At 39.8% G+C, this 20,122-nt stretch carries 18 protein-coding genes; 1 reads left to right on the top strand and 17 read right to left on the bottom strand.

Features of this window, described 5'->3' with window-relative positions; all coding sequences use genetic code 11:
• Positions 1-21: 21 nt before the first annotated feature.
• The 15 genes from selD to ACO6HM_RS10940 all read right to left on the bottom strand — a co-directional run bounded on the left by selD (position 22) and on the right by ACO6HM_RS10940 (position 17,276).
• Entirely contained in the window at positions 22-1,068 is a 1,047-nt protein-coding gene (gene selD / locus ACO6HM_RS10870; protein ID WP_485391069.1) for a selenide, water dikinase SelD, read from the bottom strand.
• A 210-nt stretch (positions 1,069-1,278) separates the two neighbouring features.
• Positions 1,279-2,664, bottom strand: coding sequence for an alanine/glycine:cation symporter family protein (locus tag ACO6HM_RS10875; protein ID WP_485391083.1), 1,386 nt, complete (start codon positions 2,662-2,664; stop codon positions 1,279-1,281).
• Positions 2,665-2,846: 182 nt separating this feature from the next.
• Positions 2,847-4,160, bottom strand: coding sequence for a glycine reductase complex selenoprotein B (gene grdB / locus ACO6HM_RS10880; RefSeq protein ID WP_485391070.1), 1,314 nt, complete (start codon positions 4,158-4,160; stop codon positions 2,847-2,849).
• A gap of 10 nt (positions 4,161-4,170) precedes the next feature.
• Positions 4,171-5,451, bottom strand: coding sequence for a glycine/sarcosine/betaine reductase component B subunit (locus tag ACO6HM_RS10885; protein WP_485378885.1), 1,281 nt, complete (start codon positions 5,449-5,451; stop codon positions 4,171-4,173).
• A 562-nt stretch (positions 5,452-6,013) separates the two neighbouring features.
• Entirely contained in the window at positions 6,014-6,403 is a 390-nt protein-coding gene (locus tag ACO6HM_RS10890; RefSeq protein ID WP_485378884.1) for a GrdX family protein, read from the bottom strand.
• Between the two features lie 101 nt (positions 6,404-6,504).
• Positions 6,505-7,662, bottom strand: coding sequence for a glycine/sarcosine/betaine reductase complex component C subunit alpha (grdD, locus tag ACO6HM_RS10895; protein WP_485391071.1), 1,158 nt, complete (start codon positions 7,660-7,662; stop codon positions 6,505-6,507).
• 21 nt (positions 7,663-7,683) lie between these two features.
• Positions 7,684-9,219: a glycine/sarcosine/betaine reductase complex component C subunit beta gene (gene grdC / locus ACO6HM_RS10900; protein WP_485391072.1), complete on the bottom strand. Its 1,536-nt coding sequence runs from the start codon at positions 9,217-9,219 to the stop codon at positions 7,684-7,686.
• A gap of 220 nt (positions 9,220-9,439) precedes the next feature.
• Entirely contained in the window at positions 9,440-9,913 is a 474-nt protein-coding gene (grdA, locus tag ACO6HM_RS10905) for a glycine/sarcosine/betaine reductase complex selenoprotein A (protein WP_208429181.1), read from the bottom strand.
• A gap of 183 nt (positions 9,914-10,096) precedes the next feature.
• Positions 10,097-10,417, bottom strand: coding sequence for a thioredoxin TrxA (trxA, locus tag ACO6HM_RS10910; RefSeq protein WP_485391073.1), 321 nt, complete (start codon positions 10,415-10,417; stop codon positions 10,097-10,099).
• A gap of 114 nt (positions 10,418-10,531) precedes the next feature.
• Entirely contained in the window at positions 10,532-11,479 is a 948-nt protein-coding gene (locus ACO6HM_RS10915) for an NAD(P)/FAD-dependent oxidoreductase (RefSeq protein ID WP_485391074.1), read from the bottom strand.
• A 194-nt stretch (positions 11,480-11,673) separates the two neighbouring features.
• On the bottom strand, positions 11,674-13,185 hold the full coding sequence (locus ACO6HM_RS10920; protein WP_485391075.1) for a BCCT family transporter: 1,512 nt from the start codon (positions 13,183-13,185) through the stop codon (positions 11,674-11,676).
• Positions 13,186-13,293: 108 nt separating this feature from the next.
• On the bottom strand, positions 13,294-14,601 hold the full coding sequence (grdH, locus tag ACO6HM_RS10925) for a betaine reductase selenoprotein B (protein ID WP_485391076.1): 1,308 nt from the start codon (positions 14,599-14,601) through the stop codon (positions 13,294-13,296).
• Positions 14,602-14,614: 13 nt separating this feature from the next.
• Positions 14,615-15,940, bottom strand: a complete 1,326-nt coding sequence (locus ACO6HM_RS10930) for a glycine/sarcosine/betaine reductase component B subunit (RefSeq protein WP_485391077.1) — start codon at positions 15,938-15,940, stop codon at positions 14,615-14,617.
• Between the two features lie 183 nt (positions 15,941-16,123).
• Positions 16,124-16,690 (bottom strand): DUF3841 domain-containing protein, encoded by a 567-nt coding sequence (locus ACO6HM_RS10935; RefSeq protein ID WP_485391078.1) that lies wholly within the window; start codon positions 16,688-16,690, stop codon positions 16,124-16,126.
• Positions 16,680-17,276 (bottom strand): DUF3841 domain-containing protein, encoded by a 597-nt coding sequence (locus tag ACO6HM_RS10940; RefSeq protein WP_485391079.1) that lies wholly within the window; start codon positions 17,274-17,276, stop codon positions 16,680-16,682. Before ACO6HM_RS10940 ends, ACO6HM_RS10935 begins: the two co-directional genes overlap by 11 nt.
• A 303-nt stretch (positions 17,277-17,579) precedes the next feature.
• Here ACO6HM_RS10940 and ACO6HM_RS10945 point away from each other — a divergent pair, with 303 nt between their 5' ends.
• Positions 17,580-18,248, top strand: coding sequence for a TetR/AcrR family transcriptional regulator (locus ACO6HM_RS10945; RefSeq protein ID WP_485391080.1), 669 nt, complete (start codon positions 17,580-17,582; stop codon positions 18,246-18,248).
• Between the two features lie 372 nt (positions 18,249-18,620).
• On the opposite strand, the gene ACO6HM_RS10950 is transcribed toward ACO6HM_RS10945, so the two are convergent.
• Entirely contained in the window at positions 18,621-19,808 is a 1,188-nt protein-coding gene (locus tag ACO6HM_RS10950) for a glycosyltransferase family 4 protein (protein WP_485391081.1), read from the bottom strand.
• A gap of 90 nt (positions 19,809-19,898) precedes the next feature.
• Positions 19,899-20,122, bottom strand: a 224-nt coding sequence (locus ACO6HM_RS10955; RefSeq protein ID WP_485391082.1) for a hypothetical protein, incomplete at its 5' end; no start/stop codon positions are given.

The raw sequence follows: 20,122 nt of genomic DNA on the forward strand, positions 1-20,122 counted from the left end.
TTTCTGCCAGAACCCTAGGATTTATCTCACATATATTATTTTTTCCTTCTTTGGTACAACCTTACCGATAATAGCTACCTCGGTTGCAAGCGAAGAACCCTTAAGTGCCTTAATAATCTCTTCTCCATACTTAGCTTCTACTGCATATAAAAGTCCGCCTGAGGTCTGTGGATCAAAGAGTAAGTCTCCATACACTTCCTTAACCCCACTGAGGTCAACCTTTGAATCGAAGTATTTTTTATTCTTATACGCTCCTTCAGGAATCATTCCCATTTCTGCAAGGCTCATAGACTCCTTAACATAAGGAATCTCATCAGCATATAATTCAAAAGAAACCTCACTTGGCTCAGCCATCTCTATTCCATGTCCCAAAAGTCCAAAGCCTGTTACATCTGTGCAGGCATGAACAGGGTAATTATCCATTATCTCTTTTGGCAGGCGGTTAAGTGTAGTCATAACTTTAATTGCTTCTTCACAAGCTTCTTCGGAAGCCATTTCTACCTTAGCTGCGGTACTTACTATACCGGTACCAACCTGCTTGGTTATGATAAGGATATCACCTTCTTTTGCTCCGTAGTTTTTCTGTATTTTCTCCGGATGCACAAATCCGGTTACACTTAATCCATAGAGAGGAACATCATTTTGTATTGAATGTCCACCTATAAGGAGTGCCCCTGACTCAGCTACCTTGTCTGCACCACCCTTCATTATATCTCCGAGTACACTTGGAGACAGGCAGTTAGGGAAGGCAACTATGTTCATGGCAACCTTTGCTGTTCCTCCCATAGCATAGATGTCACTAAGGGCATTGGCCGCAGCAATCTGTCCAAAGAGGTATGGATCATCAACTACAGGTGTGAAGAAATCGAGCGTCTGAATAATAGCCACATCGTCACTAACTTTATATACAGCCGCATCATCTGAAGTATCAAGACCTACTAAAAGGTTCTCATCTTTTCTTAACTTAGGCAACTTGCTCATAACCTGAGCAAGGGTTTCAGGACCTATTTTAGCAGCTCAGCCTGAAGCCTTGGTAAGTGAAGTCAGCTTTACATTTTCTTTACTCATATAACCTCCTAAAAATATTCTTAGTGATAAATTTGTCTATATATATACTGAACTATTATACTATATAAAGTTACAAATTTTCAAGTATTCTGCAATTTTGCAAATTTCTTACAATAAATCAACTGTTTTATTGTTATATTTTTAACAGGTAGATAGCAAAAAACAGAGGCCAATTTTCTTAGCCTCTGTAATAATTTTTAATTTAGAGTTTTACATCTCTACTTTGTCACCCTTAGCAAACTTAGCAATCTTTCCTCCTAGGAAGAGGAGTGCAAGGATATTTGGAAGTACCATCAGAGCGTTGAAAAGGTCTGAAAGGTTCCAAACAAGTTCTACCTTAAGAAGTGAACCACAGAAAACACAAGCTATAACTATAATTGTAAATGGAATTATAGCTTTGTCACCAAAAAGATACTTGATGTTCTGTCTTGCGAAGAAGTACCATCCTATAATTGTTGAGAATGCAAAGAACAATAAGCAAAGTGCTACGAACTTAGGACCGATACTACCAAAACCATGCTCAAAAGCCACCTGTGCTACTACAGTACCGGTAAATTCCTTGTTATCCGTACCAAAACCAAAAGCTGTACCTTTCTGAAGTACACCTGTCGAAAGGATTACAATCGCTGTCATTGTAAGTACCACAAAAGTGTCAATAAATACACCAACCATAGCAACTTCACCCTGATCCTGTGGCTTATCAACCTTAGCTATAGCGTGTGCATGTGGTGTAGAACCCATACCGGCTTCATTAGAGAAGAGACCTCTTGCTACACCCTTTCTAATTGCTTCTCTAATTGCAATACCTGCTGTACCACCAACTATTGCCTCCGGTGTAAATGCACCTGTAAAGATAGATGCAAATGCGCCAGGTACATTCTTAATATTGATAATAAGAATAATAAGACCTCCTAAGAGATAGAGTGCTGCCATTATAGGTACACACTTCTCTGTAAAAGATGCGATACGGCTGATACCACCCAAGAAAATGAAAGCTGCTATAATAGCCACTGCAATACCCACTATCCAAGTAGGTATTCCAAAAGCTGTCTTAAATGCAGCACTTATAGAGTTGGACTGAACCATGTTACCCATGAAACCAAGTGCAAGGATAATAGCTATAGAGAAGAAACCAGCAAGGAACTTACCGAATCCGCCCTTAAAGGCCTTGGTGATATAGTAAACAGGTCCACCTGTTACTTCTCCGTCTTTATCAACTATCTTGGTTGCCTGTGCTAGACATGCTTCTCCGTAGATTGTAGCCATTCCAAAGAAGGCTGCAAGCCACATCCAGAATATCGCTCCAGGACCACCACCAACTATAGCTGTAGCACAACCGGCTATATTACCAGTTCCAACCTGTGCTGCTATAGCAGTTGCGAGCGCCTGAAAAGAACTCATACCATCTTTACCTGCCTTAGAGCCACTGAGTGAGAAATCACCAAATACTCTGTTCCAAGCTCTGCCAAAATGACGAATCTGAACAAAACCTGTTCTTACTGTGAAGTAAAGACCTGCTCCGAGAAGAACAAAAAGCAGAATGTTATTCCACACAAATCCGCTAATGTCATCAACAACCTTTGCAGCCTTGTCCATAGAGCTTAACTCTGTTGTTGTCAGAGCCATTACAAAAAATTTCGTTAAACCTATCATACCCTTTCCCTCCTCCTAATATCAGTTGTCTCAGACCTCAACCAAATCCGAGACTCTTATTGGGTATTAATATTAGAATGTATCCCCCGCAAGTTTAGTCTTGCGGAGGGATACAAAACTAAACTTTATTTATCAAATACTGTCTGCTTATCAACCTCTGTGCAGAGTGCATCAAGAGCCTTCTGAACGATTCTACGACGAAGTTCTTTTTCTTCATTTGCAGGTAATGCAGGATTACCAAGTGGATGAGGAATAGCGATAGCTGGTACGATTCTGTTAGCACCAACAGTAAGTGAAATAGGTGTTACTGTACAGATATGAACTACAGGAAGACCTGTTGCTTCAATAGCTTTAACCATCGTTGCACCGCAACGTGTACAGGTGCCTCACGTGCTGGTTAAAATTACAGCGTCTACTCCGGCAGCAAGAAGTTTCTGTCCAATCTCCTCACCAAATTTCTTAGCTGATGCAACGGCTGTTCCGTTACCAACTGTTGAATAATAGAACTCGTGAAGCTTGCCAATAACTCCTTCTTTCTCCATATCACGGAGTACATCAAGAGGTACTACTCTGTCAGCTAACTCGTTAGCATATACTGGATCGTAACCACCGTGAGCAGTCTCTGAATTTGTGCTGTCAAGAGTGTTAAGGCCTTCCATACTGTATGTACCATATTTAGAAGCATTTGAGCTTTCAATATGATCAGGGTTGCCCTTTGGAACGATACCACCTGAGGTAACTACAGCTATAGTAGCCTTGCTCATATCCTTGATTGCCTTACCTGGCTCAACTCTGTCGAATACAGGCATTGGATACTCTGTAACAAATGGCTTGTCAGCTATCTTCTTAAGGAGCATCTCTACAGCTCTCTTTGAGCCTCTCTTAGACTCGAAGAAGTTAACACGCTGATTCTGGTTAAAATATCCTTCTTCTACAGATGCACCAATCTTCTCACCCTTAGCAAGCTTAAGTGCAAGAGGAGCCATCTTCTTAACAGCATCTCTCATACCTGCTGCATTGTTCTTGGTAGATACGATATATACCTGGTTCTTGAACATATCTACACCAGGGTTCTCTTCATACATACCTGTTACAACAGGAATGTTTAACTCTTCTTTAACTGCAGCTGCTATAGTAGCGCAGGCAACACCGTAACGTCCTGCGTTAAATGCAGGTCCTGCTATAAATAAATCAGGTTTCTGTGACTTAACCATCTCGATAATCTCAGCCTTAGCTTTATCAAGATTCTCATTGAAATAACTATCTCCACAGATGATAGTAGCAACTATCTCTGCTTCTTCGCCAAACTCTGCAGCAAGTGCCACACCAGGACCTACCTTTTCTCCTACGCGGAGCTCAGCTGCATAATCAGCCTTTTCCTCGCCACCAATCTGTGCAAAGAACTGGTTGATATAATGAACAACTCTAAGTTTTGCCATGATTTTCTCCTTATCTCGCACTAAGTGTATTAAATCCCATTTCGTTTGTAGCTCCGGTAATTACCTGAAGCTCAACCTCAAGTGTACCATCTTCTCTAAGTGTATGCTCGTTAGCGCCGGCAATCTTGTCAACATAAGCAAGAGTACCGATAACCTTGTCAAGCTTAGGAAGAATAACAACCTGGTTAGCATTACCGCCGGTTACAAGAGCATTTGCAGCTGCGTTTGCATCTGCAAGTGACTGTGACTTACCATCACGTCCTGCATACTCATCAGTAATAATAACAGTCTTAATTCCCTTAGCCTCAATCTTTGTACAGTTCATAATAAGGTCTGTATCAGGGTTACCAAAACCTTCCTCAGATATAATAACAGCATCAAGTCCAAGCATCTCACAAAGCTTTGCTGTCTGGTTTGATGAACGCTGCTTATCAGCAAGGTATACGTTCTCGTTTGTAATGATATGCGCTACAAAGTTGATTGTCTTTCCGTGCTCTGCATATAAGTCTTCGATAACAGGGTTGTTCTGGTGTGCATAAGTCTGGTTCTTATCACAAGAAGAAACGCAGTTACCGGAGATGATAGCTCCGTCCATATCCTCTGTTGGATAGAGTACTGTAGGGAGGATCTTCTTAGCATCAACACCATATACATAGGTGTCGTGAAGAAGTCCCTGGCTCTGAAGCATCTGCACGTAACCAACTCTTGGAAGTCCTGGGAACTTCTCAAAGCCTTCTTTAAGTGTAGGAGCTTCATATACTACTGTCTCATCTGGTGTGAGGTTTCTTGCAAGTTCACCAATGTATGTAGCTACATTAAGACCTGCCATACGTACTGCATGCTCATAGTCGTGAGGAGCAACTCCGTCAACGCCTTCGCAGATAAGGCAAAGGTTAAGTAACTTTGAATATGGTGTATACTGTGCTCCAAGACCGGTCATATCAATGATACCTTCCTGGAAACCAACGATAGGTCCACAAGTAACTACAGCCATATCCTTAAGGCAATAGGTCTTTCCTGAACCAACTGTGTCAACAGGGGCTACAACACCAGGGAAGATGCCTCCGTTTCCTTCTACCTTTACTCTAGGCTCGATTACGTCCTTAACAGGAGTAATTCTTACGGACTCGCCCGGTTTAGCAATGTCAAAGTCAGCACATTTAAGCTTCTCCTGCTCAAGAACTATCTTGATAAGTTCTTCTTTGTTCACATAGAGAACTCCGCCTTCAATCTTTGACGTTGTTGCAAATTGGATGTCTTTGATGAAAATCTTTCCAAGTTCCAGTTTCACAACTCATACCTCCTAATCATAATGTGTATTATTTTCAAACAATTCAAATGTCTAAAATTATTTTAATCATAGGGATACTGTATTATGATTCAACCACTCATAATTTTTATCCTTATTACTAAAATCATGATTCAACACTTAAATCATTTATAGGAAAATTAAATAATACTTTCCTACTTGAAACCTCCCATATTATATCACATTTCACTAATATTGTAATCAAAAAAATGCACTATTTCTGTATTTTCTATGTTTTCGATAGTTTTTAGAATGTAATCGCGTTCATAAGCGTGCTTATTTTAAATATTGCACAAAAGGGGACGTTGTATATTTTTACTATAGCTATACCCATTATTTGCACTATTTTCTGATAATTGTATTTTTTTGCACAAAATAATTCTATGATTGTAATTTTTTATACTTTGTAACTTTTTCCGCTAAAGTTTCGCTTTAAATCTTAAACCATATTTTTTTGTTATTTATAGTAAAATATCAATAAAAAAAAGAACCCCTTCACAAGCAGGTACACCCTACTTACAAAACTTAGGTTCTTAATATATAACTATTTGAGCGCTTCGAATGATTCAATGCCACTTGAAATCAAAGTAAAATCTATGAACTGTTTGTCCTCGTCAGTTCCTTCTCTAAATTCGTCTGCTCTCTTTACAAACTTTTTGCAGTTATCAATCGCGTCTTCTATCATCAGCAGGGAGTCTGCATCTACATTTCCCTCAACTATATGAACCATAACCGACTTGTAAGGAGTCTGTCCCGGTTTAACACTTCCCGAGAGAGGATGGGTAAGGAGAACCGAACCCTTATGTATCATGTCTCTTAACTTTTCCATAACATTTAGAATGTCACCCTCTACAAAGTCAATGTTATAATTGCCTTCTATTTTTTCTTTAACCAATGGGTTATTGGTAACTATCAAAACTTCTTGCTTTTTCATTTATTTTCACCTTTATGCAGAAAATTTACGGCTGCAGCCATCTTTATCTTAGTGGTAAAGAAACTGCAGCCGATATATTGTCTTACTATGTAAAACTAATCTTAGCTTACATATCCTGCCTTCTGAAGTATTTCAACTGACTTAGCCTTGTTTGTATCAGATACTCTGATGATAGGACCTGTGCAGCCCATACCGCTCTCAGCATAGATATTCTCTTTCCAAAGTACCTTAACAGCATCCTCAAGGTCCATAACTTCAACACCAGGAATCTGAGCTGTTACTATTTCCTTTGGAGGCTCTTTTACGTCTTCACTTGGAGCAGCGCTCTTTTCACGAGCAGCCTTAAGCTCAGAAAGTATCTTATCAAGGCCGGCTTTCTTAGCTGCCTTAAACTCAGCATCTGCAACATCAAAAACTTTGGCTCTTACAAGTTGTGCTGCATAGCGGATAGCGTTTGCTATAACAGGAGTTCCTGAAGCACGGGAAATAATCATAACTAAGTTCTTATATCCCTCACCAATACCAGGACCATATCCAAATCCGCTTGCTTCATAACTTCCACCTGTGGTGAAAGAAGAAAGCATCTTGCTCATTACATTACCTGTAAGTGAATCCATAACCATAATATCAGGAGTAGCCCTTAATACATCGTTACCTCTCATTACACAGCCGCCATCAGATCTGCTTGACTCTGTGAAACGGATGTCATAGCCGCCTTCCTGAAGTCTCTTAAGCTCTTTTTCGGTCTGTCTTGCACCATCTACGTTAAGAATACCTACTGTTGGCTCTTTAACTCCACAAGCCTTAGCTGTGATGATACCATAGATAGCGTTCTTTATCATACCTTCAATACGGTCAGTACTTGAAGTACCAGTTGTATTGGCAATGAATAATTCCTTACCAACGCCAGGAGTTACTGCACGTCCCACTGTAGATACACCTATTGGAAATGGATAATGCATGGTAACTGCACCATCAATCTCACCTGATGCAAGCATTTCATCCATTTTATCATGTCCTTCTTCATCGTTACTAACCTTTACAGTAGTAACACCTTCTGCCTCAAGAGTACCGATGTAATATACATCAATTCCGTCTCTTGCAGCCTCAATCGCAGCTTTCATTGTAGTCTCTTCGCCATGCTCAGAACCCATACCTGTAAGTGCAATCTTAGGTCTCTTACCGAAGCTTCCTGTTTCAAGGCCTTCAGCCATTTCAAGGAAGGTATCGGCAATTATCTTTTCAATTCCTTTTCCCATTACATTTCCACCTTCCTCAGATTATTCTGTTACCAAAGATGCTGCAAACTCTTTCATAGCCTTAGCTATAAGTCCCTTTACTTCTTCCTCTGATACTCCGCTTTCTTTGCTGTCAGCAGAAGTATTAGCCTGAATTACAAAGGATACACCGTCAAAAAGGTTTGTCATTCTTCCAAGGAAGAGTGAACCCTTACCTACTATCATAGCCTTCTTGATATTGCCGGCTAAGATATCTTCTCTTGCAAATCCGATATATGGAGCACCTGAAGGGATGTGTCCCTGTGTAGGAGCGAAACCTACAAGACCGTGCTTCTCAATGAAAGCAGGGATTTCAGTTCTTTCAATCTGTCCCTTCTTTACAGCAAGAGCAGCTATCATCTTATAGTTAGCCTCAGGAACATCTCCTGCACCTGCAGGCTTAGTAATATCAGGGTTCTGCATCTCTGTTGAATACTTATCTATATCTGTAATCTTAAGTCCTACTCTTTCAAGAGGATCAGCTACAAGGCTTCCGATTACGTTCTGAGGAGCTGAACCTGTACCAACAGTATGACGTCCGATGATGTCAAGGTTAATCTCAGGGCTTACTCCGTCATTCTCAGCAATGAGGATACAGAAAGAAGCAATACAATCCTCAAGAAGAGGAACATCTTTCTTAATATGATCCTTACCATTCATACCAAGCTTAGGTACGCAGCCACCACCGATTACAGCTACTGTCTTATAAGCACCTGACTTAACAAGAGCGGCAGCCTCAATAAGTGCGTGTGCAGGACCTGCACAGAAACCTCTTGAATCTGAACCTGTAGCATTTACAAGACCTGCAATCTCAGCAACAGCCTTTGCAAAGTTACCGCCACCACGCTGGTTAACATCACCACAAGCCTCTTCTGAACAGTCAAGTACATACTCAACATCTTCTTTAGCTACTCCTGTACTCTTAAGTGAGTGAAGAACTGCAAGTACGCTTGAAGCCTTGTTTACAAGGTTCTCGTGCATAACTTCTGCTGAAAGGTTAACGTCGATATCGTGAGCACGCTTAACGCAGCCTACAAGTGTCTCCCCATAATAAAGACCTTCTGCACCGTCATTATTAACGAACTGCTCGATTTCTGAAATCTCGAAACCTTCGTGAACTCTTGCCATTATATCTTCTGTGATAACAGGATCTGCTGCAAGCTCGGCCTTATGAGCTGCTACAAAGCCTTTTTCAAGCATAACAACTTCAAATACATCACTAGCCTGAACTAAGAGAAGGAACTCTGCCTCTGGCATAATCTCACCAAACTTACCGTATCTCTCAGCTCCTGCCATCTTCTTGTCAAAGTAAGGAAATTCTACCTCCCTAAACTGAGCAGGAGTAGCATTGCCAATGTAAACCTGATTTGGCCAATAATCAACAACATCCTGATAGCTTCTGAGATGACTTGGTACACCCTTTAAGAATTCTGAATCAGGGTTAACAATCTTCTCAGTTACAGCTGTAGAACCATTGTGAATTATCATGCTTGGTGTATGCGCAAGTGCATAACCTGTTCCTTTAATAATACTGTTCATACTTTCCACCTCGTTTTATTAGTTTTTTACCTTCTAAGCACTTGGTTATATAAATTATATCCCCCAAATGTTAATTTCTTTTTCTTGTAAGAATACTTTTGAAGTAATTTTTGATACTCAATGGATGATAATTGAATCATTAAAAACTACAACCACAAAAATGGCGATGAGGCAGTTAAACCTCATCGCCACCTCTTAACTCTTAAATTGCAAAGCTTATTTATAGATATTTGCAATACTCGTTTCTGATGTTAGTCATCTCTTCAATGATTCCGTCAACATCAAGAACCATCTCCATCATACTAACCTGGTCATCATAAACGCTTGCATCAACTTCTGCTTTTATCTCTGGTTCGCAAATATGGTATACTGTGAGTCCAAGCTGAACTCCTGTCAATGGACCTGCAAAAGTAGGATCTCCAGCTGTAACAGTCTCAGCTGCAAGGCCTGCTGCCTCACCCTCTGCTGCACCAAGAACTACTACTACGTTCTCAGGACCGTACTTCTCTGAAAATTCCTTTACTCTTTTCTGGTTTTCAAGATCCATTGCACCTGCGCTCGTTCAAACGAAGCACTCAGTAGATGCAAAAATTACTTCACCACCGGCTGACTCTACACAGGCACTAATAGCTGGGCCCGGTACACCGTCACGATCGCCGATGATTACTACCTTTTTGTCTTTTAAGATAGCCATCATATTCTCCTTTCAAAAGTGTTTCAATATATCGTTAAAGCACATGCTTTAAACGCATTTTAATACAACTCATAGTTTATCACAGTTGCAATAAAATTTCAATACTCTGGGAATACACTACATTTATTGTAAAAATTCATGTAAAAAACCTATTAATTTTAGACTTTTTTACAAAAACTTTAATTACTTCGCGTACTTCTCAACCATAGCTCTAATAGCTGGCTCTGTACAATCTTCTTTAGCAAGCTCTTCAACCTTTTCACCACCCTTGTAGATAGCCATAACAGGAAGTCCTAAAATCTTCTGTCCAATTGCAAGACGACGAGCCTGAGTTGTGTTGAGTGCACAGAATTTGAGCTTTCCTTCAAACTCATCAGCAAGTCCGTGTACGAATGGCATAAGTGCCTGACATGGTACACAGCCATCGCCGTAAAAATCAACGAATACATATCCGTCAGCCTCAAGTACCTCTGGTCCAAATGTGTCCTTATTAACCTCTAACATATCTCTGTCCTCCTAAAATTTTTTTTATAATTATTAAACATTGACGCAGAATTGCTATGGCTTATGCCTCTCGCATTCCTTGAAACAATATTCACACTTTTGACAATTGTATCATTAGATAAGTCCGTTTACATACTTATCGCACATTGTTGCTGCAATAGCACCATCTGCTGCAGCAGTTACAACCTGGCGAAGCTCTTTCACTCTGATATCACCAACTACATATACACCAGGGATGTTGGTGCACATATTTTCATCAGTAATGAAGTAACCTCTCTCATCAAGCTCAAGGCCTGTATCTTTGAAAAGATCTGAGTTAGGAATTCTTCCGATAAAGCCGAAGAGACCGAACATGCCGTCTTCTTCATTTGCTACAATATGAGTAACCTCACCGGTCTTTACATTCTTAACATCCATCTCTGAGAGGATACCGTCTCCATAAAGCTTTGTAACAGCGCTATCCCACATAAAGTGAAGATTCTCAATCTTGAAAGCCTTCTCCTGAATGGACTTAGCCGCTCTAAGCTCATCTCTTCTATGAATGATAGTAACATTTCTTGCAAACTTTGTAAGATACATAGCTTCCTCAACAGCTGAGTCTCCGCCACCAACTACATATACATCAAATCCTTCGAAGAAGTTAGCATCGCAGGTAGCACAGTAAGATACACCCTTACTTGCGAATTCTTTCTCTCCCTCACAGCCAATTGGCCTTGGATAAGCTCCTGTTGCAATAATAACTGTCTTTCCTTCATAAGAACCATTATTACAGGTAACCTTCTTAACATCACCTTTAAGTTCAACAGAAACAACTGTGTCACTTACACGTTCACATCCAAAGTGCTCACACTGTTTTGTCATTCTTGCAATAAGACTAGGACCGCTCTCTCCTTCAAGCACCTGTCCAGGGTAGTTCTCAATCTCATCTGTGATTGCTATCTGTCCACCATCGCTACCTTTTTCAATGATAAGAGTAGAAAGTCTGGCTCTTCCACTGTAAAGACCTGCTGCAAGACCACCCGGTCCTGCCCCAAGAATAATTACATCATACAGCTTACTCATAGTTCACACTCCTTTTTTTCATTTTCAATCCAAGTTAAATGGATAAAACCAAACTTCTTGCAAAAAATTGCAAGATTTTGCATTAAATTGCAAAATCTCACAAATTTTATTCAATAATTTGATTTACAATATCATGCACATTCTATTATACAACACATCTACCATATTTGTAAAATACTTTTTAAACGCATTCTCTACTTTTGTAATTTTTCATCATTTTTAAGTGCTTTTATTGTAGAAATTGCCGTCATTACCATAATGAAAATGAACGGGAAGGCTGCAACGATGGATATTGTCTGTAACGGTTTGAGACCACCCGCTCTAAGGAGCCCTATGGCTGTAGCTGCCTGAAGTACACCCCATATTATCTTATTGCGCTGTGGCGGATTCAAGTTACCATTTGATGTAAGCATTGACAATACAAATGTACCTGAGTTTGCAGATGTAATGAAGAAGGTGCAAAGAAGTACAATCGCAATTATTGAAAGTACAAATCCGATAGGATATTTGTTAAATACTACGAAAAGCCCAACTGATGGATCTGCTGCTATCTTACCCATTTCTTCCATCGAAAGTGTTCCGTTAATTCCAAGATTAAGTCCGAGCGTTCCAAAAATAGAGAACCACACAAACGATGCAAGGGCAGGAGCGAGCATAACACCCATAATAAACTCTCGTATAGTTCTTCCCTTCGAAATACGTGCGATAAATACACCTACAAATGGTCCCCAAGCTATAAACCATGCCCAATAATACACTCTCCAGCCCGCTACCCAGCTATTGTCGCCAAAAGGATGAACTGTAAGGCTATCCTGTATGAAGTTCTGTAAATACTGTCCGAGACCGTTAACAAGGTCATTTAAGATAGGCACCTTAGGTCCTACGATAAATGCAAGAATCATAAAAGCAATAGCTATATAAAGGTTTGCATCTGATATTATCTTAATACCCTTGCCAAGTCCTGACATAGCTGACCACACCACTATAACAGTGATAGCAACTATTATGATAATGTATACAATCATATTGGCAGGAATGCCGAATAAGTAGTTAAGACCACTGCTGATCTGCATAGTTCCAAGACCGAGAGAAGTAACCACACCGGCAAGCGTAGCAAAGGTGGCAAGTATATCAACTATCTTTCCCGATGTACCATTTACTCGCTTTTCACCAATAAGCGGCTCTAAAACCGTACTTAGCAGACCTTCTTTATTTCTTCTGAACATAAAGTAAGCAAGCGCAAGACCAACTATCGCATAACATGCCCAAGGCTCAAAACCCCAGTGCATAAAGGAAGAACGCATAGCAAATTCTGCAGCTTCCTGTGTACCTGCTTCTATGCCGGCTCCTGCAGGAGGACTTACAAAATGAGATACAGGTTCTGCCACTCCGTAGAACACAAGACCGACACCCATACCACAGCCAAATAGCATTGCAAACCAAGAAAGTGTTGAATAATCAGGTTTGGAATCGTCTGCACCAAGTTTAATATTTCCATACTTACTGAAAGCTATAAAAAGTAAAAAAGCTACAAACGCCAAGACTACAAAAAGATAAAGCCAAGCAAAGTCATTGGTTAAGAATGCAAAAGCCGCACCTGAAACCTCTTTAAAATTTTCATTGAATTTAACCGCCCAACCGGCAACTACTACTGCAAGAACAATTGAAAATATAAAAACTGTATTGTCTTTTTTATTTGTCCCCATTAGTTATCCCTCCGTTGATTCTATCAACCATTATTTTTTTTAGATGAAAAAGCCACCCCCGTTTATCCCGTAGGGGCAGGGGTGGCTACGCCTCAAAATATTTATCTTTTATACATCAAAAACTGTCTGCTCTTCAATTGGAGTAGCAAGTGCTTCAACAGCAACCTTTACTCTGTGGTAACGAAGCTTCCACTGATCTTCCTTGGAAGTAGCAGGATCTCCCAGTGGGTAAGGAATAGAGATTGTAGGAACAATTCTATTGGCACCAACTGTCTTGGCTACAGGAATAAGGTTACACATCTGTACAATAGGCATACCCGTACGTTCAATTTCTTTAACCATCGTTGCAGCGCAACGTGTACAGGTACCTCACGTGCTGACCATAATGCAGGCGTCAACATGATCTTCCTGTAATAATGGAATTATCTCCTTTGCCATCCTTGAAGCTTCTTTTTCTGTCGTACCTGTACCTACTGTGGTATAGAAATAATTGTGAAGACTTCCGTATACGCCTTCCTTAAGCAATACCTTCATTGCATCTACAGGCATAATTACGTTAGGATCTGCGTCAGCAGCAGCAGGATCAAAACCTGCGTGAACTGTCTTAAATACGCCACCCTCAAGCCTGTCCATATTGGAGATATCATATCTTCCCCATCTTGTAGCGGAAGCTGACTGGATGCGGTCAGGGTTATCTACAGGAACTATACCACCTGTATTAAGAAGTGCAATTTTAGCTGTCTTAAGATCCTTCACAGGAGCAGCTATAGGTACTCTGTCAAGCTTAGGAATAATAAGCTCTGATGTATATGGCTCATTATGTATTCTCGCGTGGAGCATCTTCATAAATCTGTCTGCTGCTGTCTCGCCGCTCTCAAGGAATACCTGATGACGATGACCGGTAGGGAAATATCCCTCTTCTGCAGCAGGTCCTACAGGCTCACCCTTAAGCATCTTGTTGGCAACAGCTACAAGAGCCTTGATATCATGCCTCATCTTGGAAGCGATGTTGCCACCCTCCATGATGATCATATCTTTTCTGAACATTTCAACACCAGGGTTTTCAACATTCATTGAAGTAATTACAGGTACATTGAATTTCTCCTTAACAGCCTTGCAGATAGTACCGCAGGCTACACCGTAACGACCTGCCTGGAATGCAGGACCAGCTATAAATATATCGAATTCAAGATCCTTTAACATATCCAAGATGATCTTAACTGCTTCTTCTGTATTTGAACCCATGAAATTGTCACCACAAATAATTGTATGTGTTACTTCACAATCTTCCAATTCTTTATCAAATTCTACCGCAGGACCAACCTGTCCTACACGAAGCTCAGGTGCTACATCAGCAGTATCTTCTCCACCTAACTGACCGAAGAACTGATTGATATATACAATCGCCTTTTTCATCTATGTTTCCTCCTTAAAAATCTTTCATTGTCTTGGTTGACCAACCTACTATCATATCACCACAGAAAAGACCGTTGTCTTCCATAATGATTGAACCATCAGGTCTTACTGAAGGTCCGAGTACCTCATCACCTTCCCAGCCACCTGAGTTACCGTCTCTGCCAAGTGCCTCAAGCTCCCCAAGGACTGTTTCCATTGGAGGAAGTTCAATAAGCTCTGATACATTACCTGTGGAAACCATAGCTACTATCTTCTCATCAAGTGTAACAAGAGGCTGAGAAGCACCGTCACGTCCTGTACACTCATTAGCAACACCAACTACCTTAATACCTGCTGTCTCAAGAGCAGCAATAGCTCCTACATAGTCAGCATCCGGGTTACCATAACCTTCTTCTGTAACAAGGGCAAAATCAGCACCAAGTTCAACAGCCTGCTGAACAAGCATCTGGATAGCTCTTTCTTTCTGATCCATAGCCACGTTTAAGTTAGACATAATAACACCTAAGAAGTTATAGTCCTTTCCATCTTCTTCCATAAGCCTTCTAAGAATAGGGAAGTTCTGGAAATCATAGGTTGACCACTTTGATGAGCAAGGCATGAAAGAACCTGAAACTAAAGCTCCGTCAAGTACTTCCTGTGGGCTCATAAGAGTAGGAAGATACTTGTTCATATCCCATCCGTAAATAAGGTCATTGTATCCAAGTGCTTCCATCTGTGACTGTGGCTGAAGAACAGCTACAACTGAAGGAAGCTTATTTATCTCAGTGCTGCGCTTTGTAATAGGAGTTGTCTCATATACATCCTTGCTTTCAGGAGTTAAATCCTTCACGCATTTTCCGATAAACTCTGCGAGCTTATGTCCTGCACGTCTGAGTGCATCGTTTTTCTTCTGCTGCTCGTGTCTCTCAAATTCTTCATTTGTATCAGCAACAAGCACGATATTGTTAAGTCCACCAAAATATGTAAGCTTCTGTCCCGGACCGCTCATATCAATAAGACCATCCTGGAAACCGCCCCAATGTCTTCCAACAACAAGCACACTACAATTCTTAAGAGCATGAAGAGCGCCCTCTCCGGACTGTCTTAAAGGACTTGTGTATCCTGGGAAAAGTCCCTTTCCATCAAGACGTACACGAGGCTCAATAGCCTCTTTTACAGGACAAAGACGAATCTTGTCGCCAGGCTTAGCTATATAAAGCTCTGCCTCAGTAATTCTCTCATCTTCACGCACCATCTTAAGTGCTTCTTCTTTGTTGATGGTGAGAACACCATCTTTGTAGGATAATTCGCTACCAAACTGAATATCTTTTACTTGAAAATTTCCAATCTCTAGTTTCACGAATTTCATCCTCCTTTCATTTTGGTTGTCATTTGCAATTTTTTACAATAAAAAGCTTTATTAAGCGCGCTTATTAACTAACACCTAATATACAACATTTTATACTGTTTTGTCAATATAATCTTGTCATTTATTGTAAAAAATGATAAATAAAAAAAGACGCACTCAGCGTCTTTGTTATATTTATAATACATAAGTTTCAACTATCCACTCTTTTTTAATCATCCATAGTGCACCTTCTACATATTTATCACATAGCTTCTCCCTGTCAAAGAGCTTATTCCAGCTTTCCACAAGCTCTCTCTTTAACAGAGGATAAAACGGCGACTTGAATATCTCCAGTACATCTTTCACACCTTGAGCCTTTGTTTTCTCCACAAATCTCGCCGTCTCCTCCTCCGTACCCAGATAACCGAGGTTAAGTATCTTATTCCAATCCCTTAAATCAAAAAAGATTACCTCCTCTTTAGGTACACAAAGCTTCAAAAGCGTTGTCCCGCTACTCTTAAATACAGCTGCCTCATCCTTAAATACCCATATCGGGCTTTCCGCTTCATCAGGCTTATTTACACGCTTTTTTGCCTCTTTAACAAAAAACTCATAAGCTGTCTTAAATATCCAAGCAGTTTCACCGTATTTTTTATCAAGGTACTCTTTCTTTACATAGCTTACTCCATCTCTCTCTATAGCTTCCATCACTACAGCTTCTTTAGCAGTCCATACCGTCGCCATATTCTCATCATCCCTCATAATATTCCACCTCCTCAATCCACTCTTTCTTAATCTCCCAGGTTGTTGCAACCAGACAGGTCTTTAGATCAGTAGGCCTGAGTGTAAATGTTCTTTCCCAGCTTTTTACAATCTCTCTTTTAAGCAGAGGATAGAAGTTTCCCTTCGAGGTCAAAAACAGTTCATCATCTGATGTAAGCCCGTTTTTTGTGAGTTCTTCTCTATGTCTTTCCTTGTCAAGCTCATCAAGAGGCACATAGAAATAATTTACCATATATCCCCAGGCATCGTAGTTACAAAGAAGCACCTCTTTACTTGGAACTCTAAGCCTAAGGGTAACTGTTCCTTCAACAGGCCTTAGTCTGAATTCATCCGCCACACTTAGCCAAATAGGATAATCCCCATTGACATCGATGTACTTACCCGCTTCTTTTGTGAACCACTTGTATAATTTCAGGTAATAGTCAGAGATAGTATCATTCTTTTTCCTTATATACTCTTCCTTAACCCTATAAGCTCCCTTTTCCTCTATTTCATCCAATATCTCCGACACCTGCCTAGTCCACAGGGTTACATACTCTTCTTCACTAATCCCCATTAAGTTCATGTTGACTCCTTTTTGCAATTTCTTTCAAAAACTGCTATTTTTGTTTTAGTGCCTTACCACTATACTTTTCAGGCTTTTAAGATTTTTATCGCGATCAATGCCAGCAACAGCATAATTAATATTTGAAATTTGCATTTTTTCTAGTATAATAAAATGATGTGGTGAGAAAAATATAATGCATTTTCTTGCAAAAGGCTGCCGGTCTTTTTCTATACTTTTGTCACCGCATTGAAAAAAATAAAATCAAACAAAAACCAATTTTATCAACTAAAATTATAACATAGTTAAGAGAGGGTGTACAATATGGCACATAAAGCTACTCCTGAACAGAGAAATGAGAGACTTCGTTCCTTTGTGGTTGCAACTAGGGAAATGATTGAACAGGATGATTTTTCCAGTATCCATATCAGAAAAATAGCGGAGAAAGCAGGTTTTCACAACTCCACTATATATTCGTACTTTAAGGATGCAGAATACCTCATATCTCTGGCTTCTGTTAAGTTTTTTGAACAATACAGCCATTCTTTAGCTGACTTGAGTGACAAAAACTTAAGCGAGCAGGATAATTTTTATGAGATATGGCGTTTCTTCTGCTTAAATGCTTTTAAGTTTCCGGAGATATACTACAACTTTTTCTTTGGCAAGCACAGTGATGACTTAACTGCTATATTTGAAGAATACTACAGTATATTTCCTGATGAAGAGTACAAGCACTCTTCAAAAATCCACAGCATGTATGTTGGGAAAAACATCAATGTCAGATGTCTTGATATATTACAACCACTGGTAGGTATAGAGGGTAATAGATTAAACGAAGAAAACGTTACTATTGCCAACTGTTTAATCATATCTTATTTTAAGAGCCTTTTAGAAGAGGTGCTTGCCTTAAGAAAAGATAAAAAAGAGATAGATATCAATGAATTAACCTCTAAATTTATGAATACCTTAGAATTCATAATTAAAGTGGACTAGGACATAATAAACTAAAATTGATGATAAGCCGAGGCTGGAATGGTTATACAGAATATATAATTTCAAAAGGTGTGAAAAACAATACTCATTCATAGTATTTTATCTATAAACACTGCATTGATATCATATAATACAATTTTACAAATAACAGGATATATTATATTATAATATCATCTTTGGTTCACACAATACCATCATATGTGAATAAGGGAAAGCAGGAATCTGGGAACCTGCTTTCTTTTTTTTAAATTTTTCTATTATTGAATATAATTTTTCCTCATCACATAAAATTAGAGTGCCAAAAAATTGACACCCTATTATACAAATTACTAAACTGAGCTTCTTGCACTTACAAAACTACTTTTTCTGGTCTTAGTTTAACACCTTATTCAAAATATTCTCCCAAGAGAGATTTGCCACACAGTCAGGGTTAACCTCGCTTTTATCATTCACACATTCTGCAATAGCCTTTGCAAGTCTATCTTCAAACTCAGGAAGCTCACTCGCAACCGGCTCATCCACATTTACGAGAGTTGGAAGTTTGACATATCTTATATTTGCCTCAGGAGCATTATCCCCAAAGAATTCAGGAACTCCCGGAAGGGTTGTCACTACAACCTTCATACCGCAGGCAAGAGCCTCTATAACAACAAGAGGTATTGCATCAAAAAATGATGGCAGGACAAAGATATCACTGCTTCTATATCGGTCTGCAACTTGAAGAGGGGTTAGCCTTCCTGTGAACTCCACCTTATATTTACAGCTCTTTGCTAATTCTTTTATTATCCCATACTCTTCTTCATTCCCTACTCCACCTACCAAAGTAAGCTCCAGTTTATCTTCAGGAATATCAAGTTTATTAAGACATCTTAAAAGACTCATTACCCCCTTTTTTTCTGCTACCTTTCCTGTGAACAGGAGGCGTTTAACAGACTTTTCTTCTGTGCGTCCTACAGCGTTAAATATGTCCTGATTGTAGCCAATTCCCACGAGAGTAATCTTATCTTCCTCGACTCCGTAAGCTCTTACAACCTCATCTGCCTGCGCCTTTTGCGGAGCAAATATCCTATCAAGCTTTCTCACATTTTCAATGATATACTCTCTTTCAAGATTATGTTTGCCCATCTGCCTGATATCAGTATTGTGGCAAAAGCCATATACCTTTGCCTTAGGATAGCGCTCCCTCACAAGACTTGTAAGGAGATAGAGATGGTGGCATAAGATAACATCAGGTTTTATCTCCTCCACAGCCCTTTCAATTACCGTTAAAAATGCCTTCTTGAACTTATCTTCCATGTCGCGAGTCATGTCACAATAACGGCTACTCTCGTAAGGCATCTCATCCGACATTCCGAATATATTAAAGGGAAGTTCAGGCGAATTGTAATATACAGGGTAAAACTTCGCAGAATCAGGAAGATTTACAACATCCTCCTTATATACTCCTGCAACCACCCCCTGAGTATGTCCCTGTTCAGCCATTACTCTCACCAGTTCGGTCAGATATATACCGCTCCCTGTAGACATAGGCTTTTGCGCAATTATATTTAATATTCTCATCTATATCCCCTATCCTTAAATTAAATGAACAAGCATCAGTTTAAAAAATTTATATTATAGCTTACCTACTGGAGAATTGATTATCTTTTGTTACAGTTTAATCGACATTTGCTTATCCACCGCAGTGCGATTCCTCGGAGCGATTTTTATTTGGCAGGTAATTTCCCCGAAATTCCTATCAAACCACAGGAGGTCTTTTCTTGAAGCTAAAGCTATTTGGGAACTCACCGGCATAGCCAGTGGTTTATTTTTATTGTGATAATCGGGTAGGAGGTAGATAATTATTTTATCTACCGACCTCCCACACCACCGTG

The sequence above is a fragment of the Catonella sp. genome, from assembly GCF_057250765.1.

Coding starts and splice junctions, on each gene's coding strand:
- ACO6HM_RS10875 (WP_485391083.1), bottom strand. CDS start 2,664: ATGGACAAGGCTGCAAAGGTTGTTGATGACATTAGCGGATTTGTGTGG.
- ACO6HM_RS10890 (WP_485378884.1), bottom strand. CDS start 6,403: ATGAAAAAGCAAGAAGTTTTGATAGTTACCAATAACCCATTGGTTAAA.
- grdD (WP_485391071.1), bottom strand. CDS start 7,662: ATGGGAAAAGGAATTGAAAAGATAATTGCCGATACCTTCCTTGAAATG.
- grdC (WP_485391072.1), bottom strand. CDS start 9,219: ATGAACAGTATTATTAAAGGAACAGGTTATGCACTTGCGCATACACCA.
- trxA (WP_485391073.1), bottom strand. CDS start 10,417: ATGTTAGAGGTTAATAAGGACACATTTGGACCAGAGGTACTTGAGGCT.
- ACO6HM_RS10915 (WP_485391074.1), bottom strand. CDS start 11,479: ATGAGTAAGCTGTATGATGTAATTATTCTTGGGGCAGGACCGGGTGGT.
- ACO6HM_RS10920 (WP_485391075.1), bottom strand. CDS start 13,185: ATGGGGACAAATAAAAAAGACAATACAGTTTTTATATTTTCAATTGTT.
- ACO6HM_RS10935 (WP_485391078.1), bottom strand. CDS start 16,690: ATGAGGGATGATGAGAATATGGCGACGGTATGGACTGCTAAAGAAGCT.
- ACO6HM_RS10940 (WP_485391079.1), bottom strand. CDS start 17,276: ATGAACTTAATGGGGATTAGTGAAGAAGAGTATGTAACCCTGTGGACT.
- ACO6HM_RS10945 (WP_485391080.1), top strand. CDS start 17,580: ATGGCACATAAAGCTACTCCTGAACAGAGAAATGAGAGACTTCGTTCC.
- ACO6HM_RS10950 (WP_485391081.1), bottom strand. CDS start 19,808: ATGAGAATATTAAATATAATTGCGCAAAAGCCTATGTCTACAGGGAGC.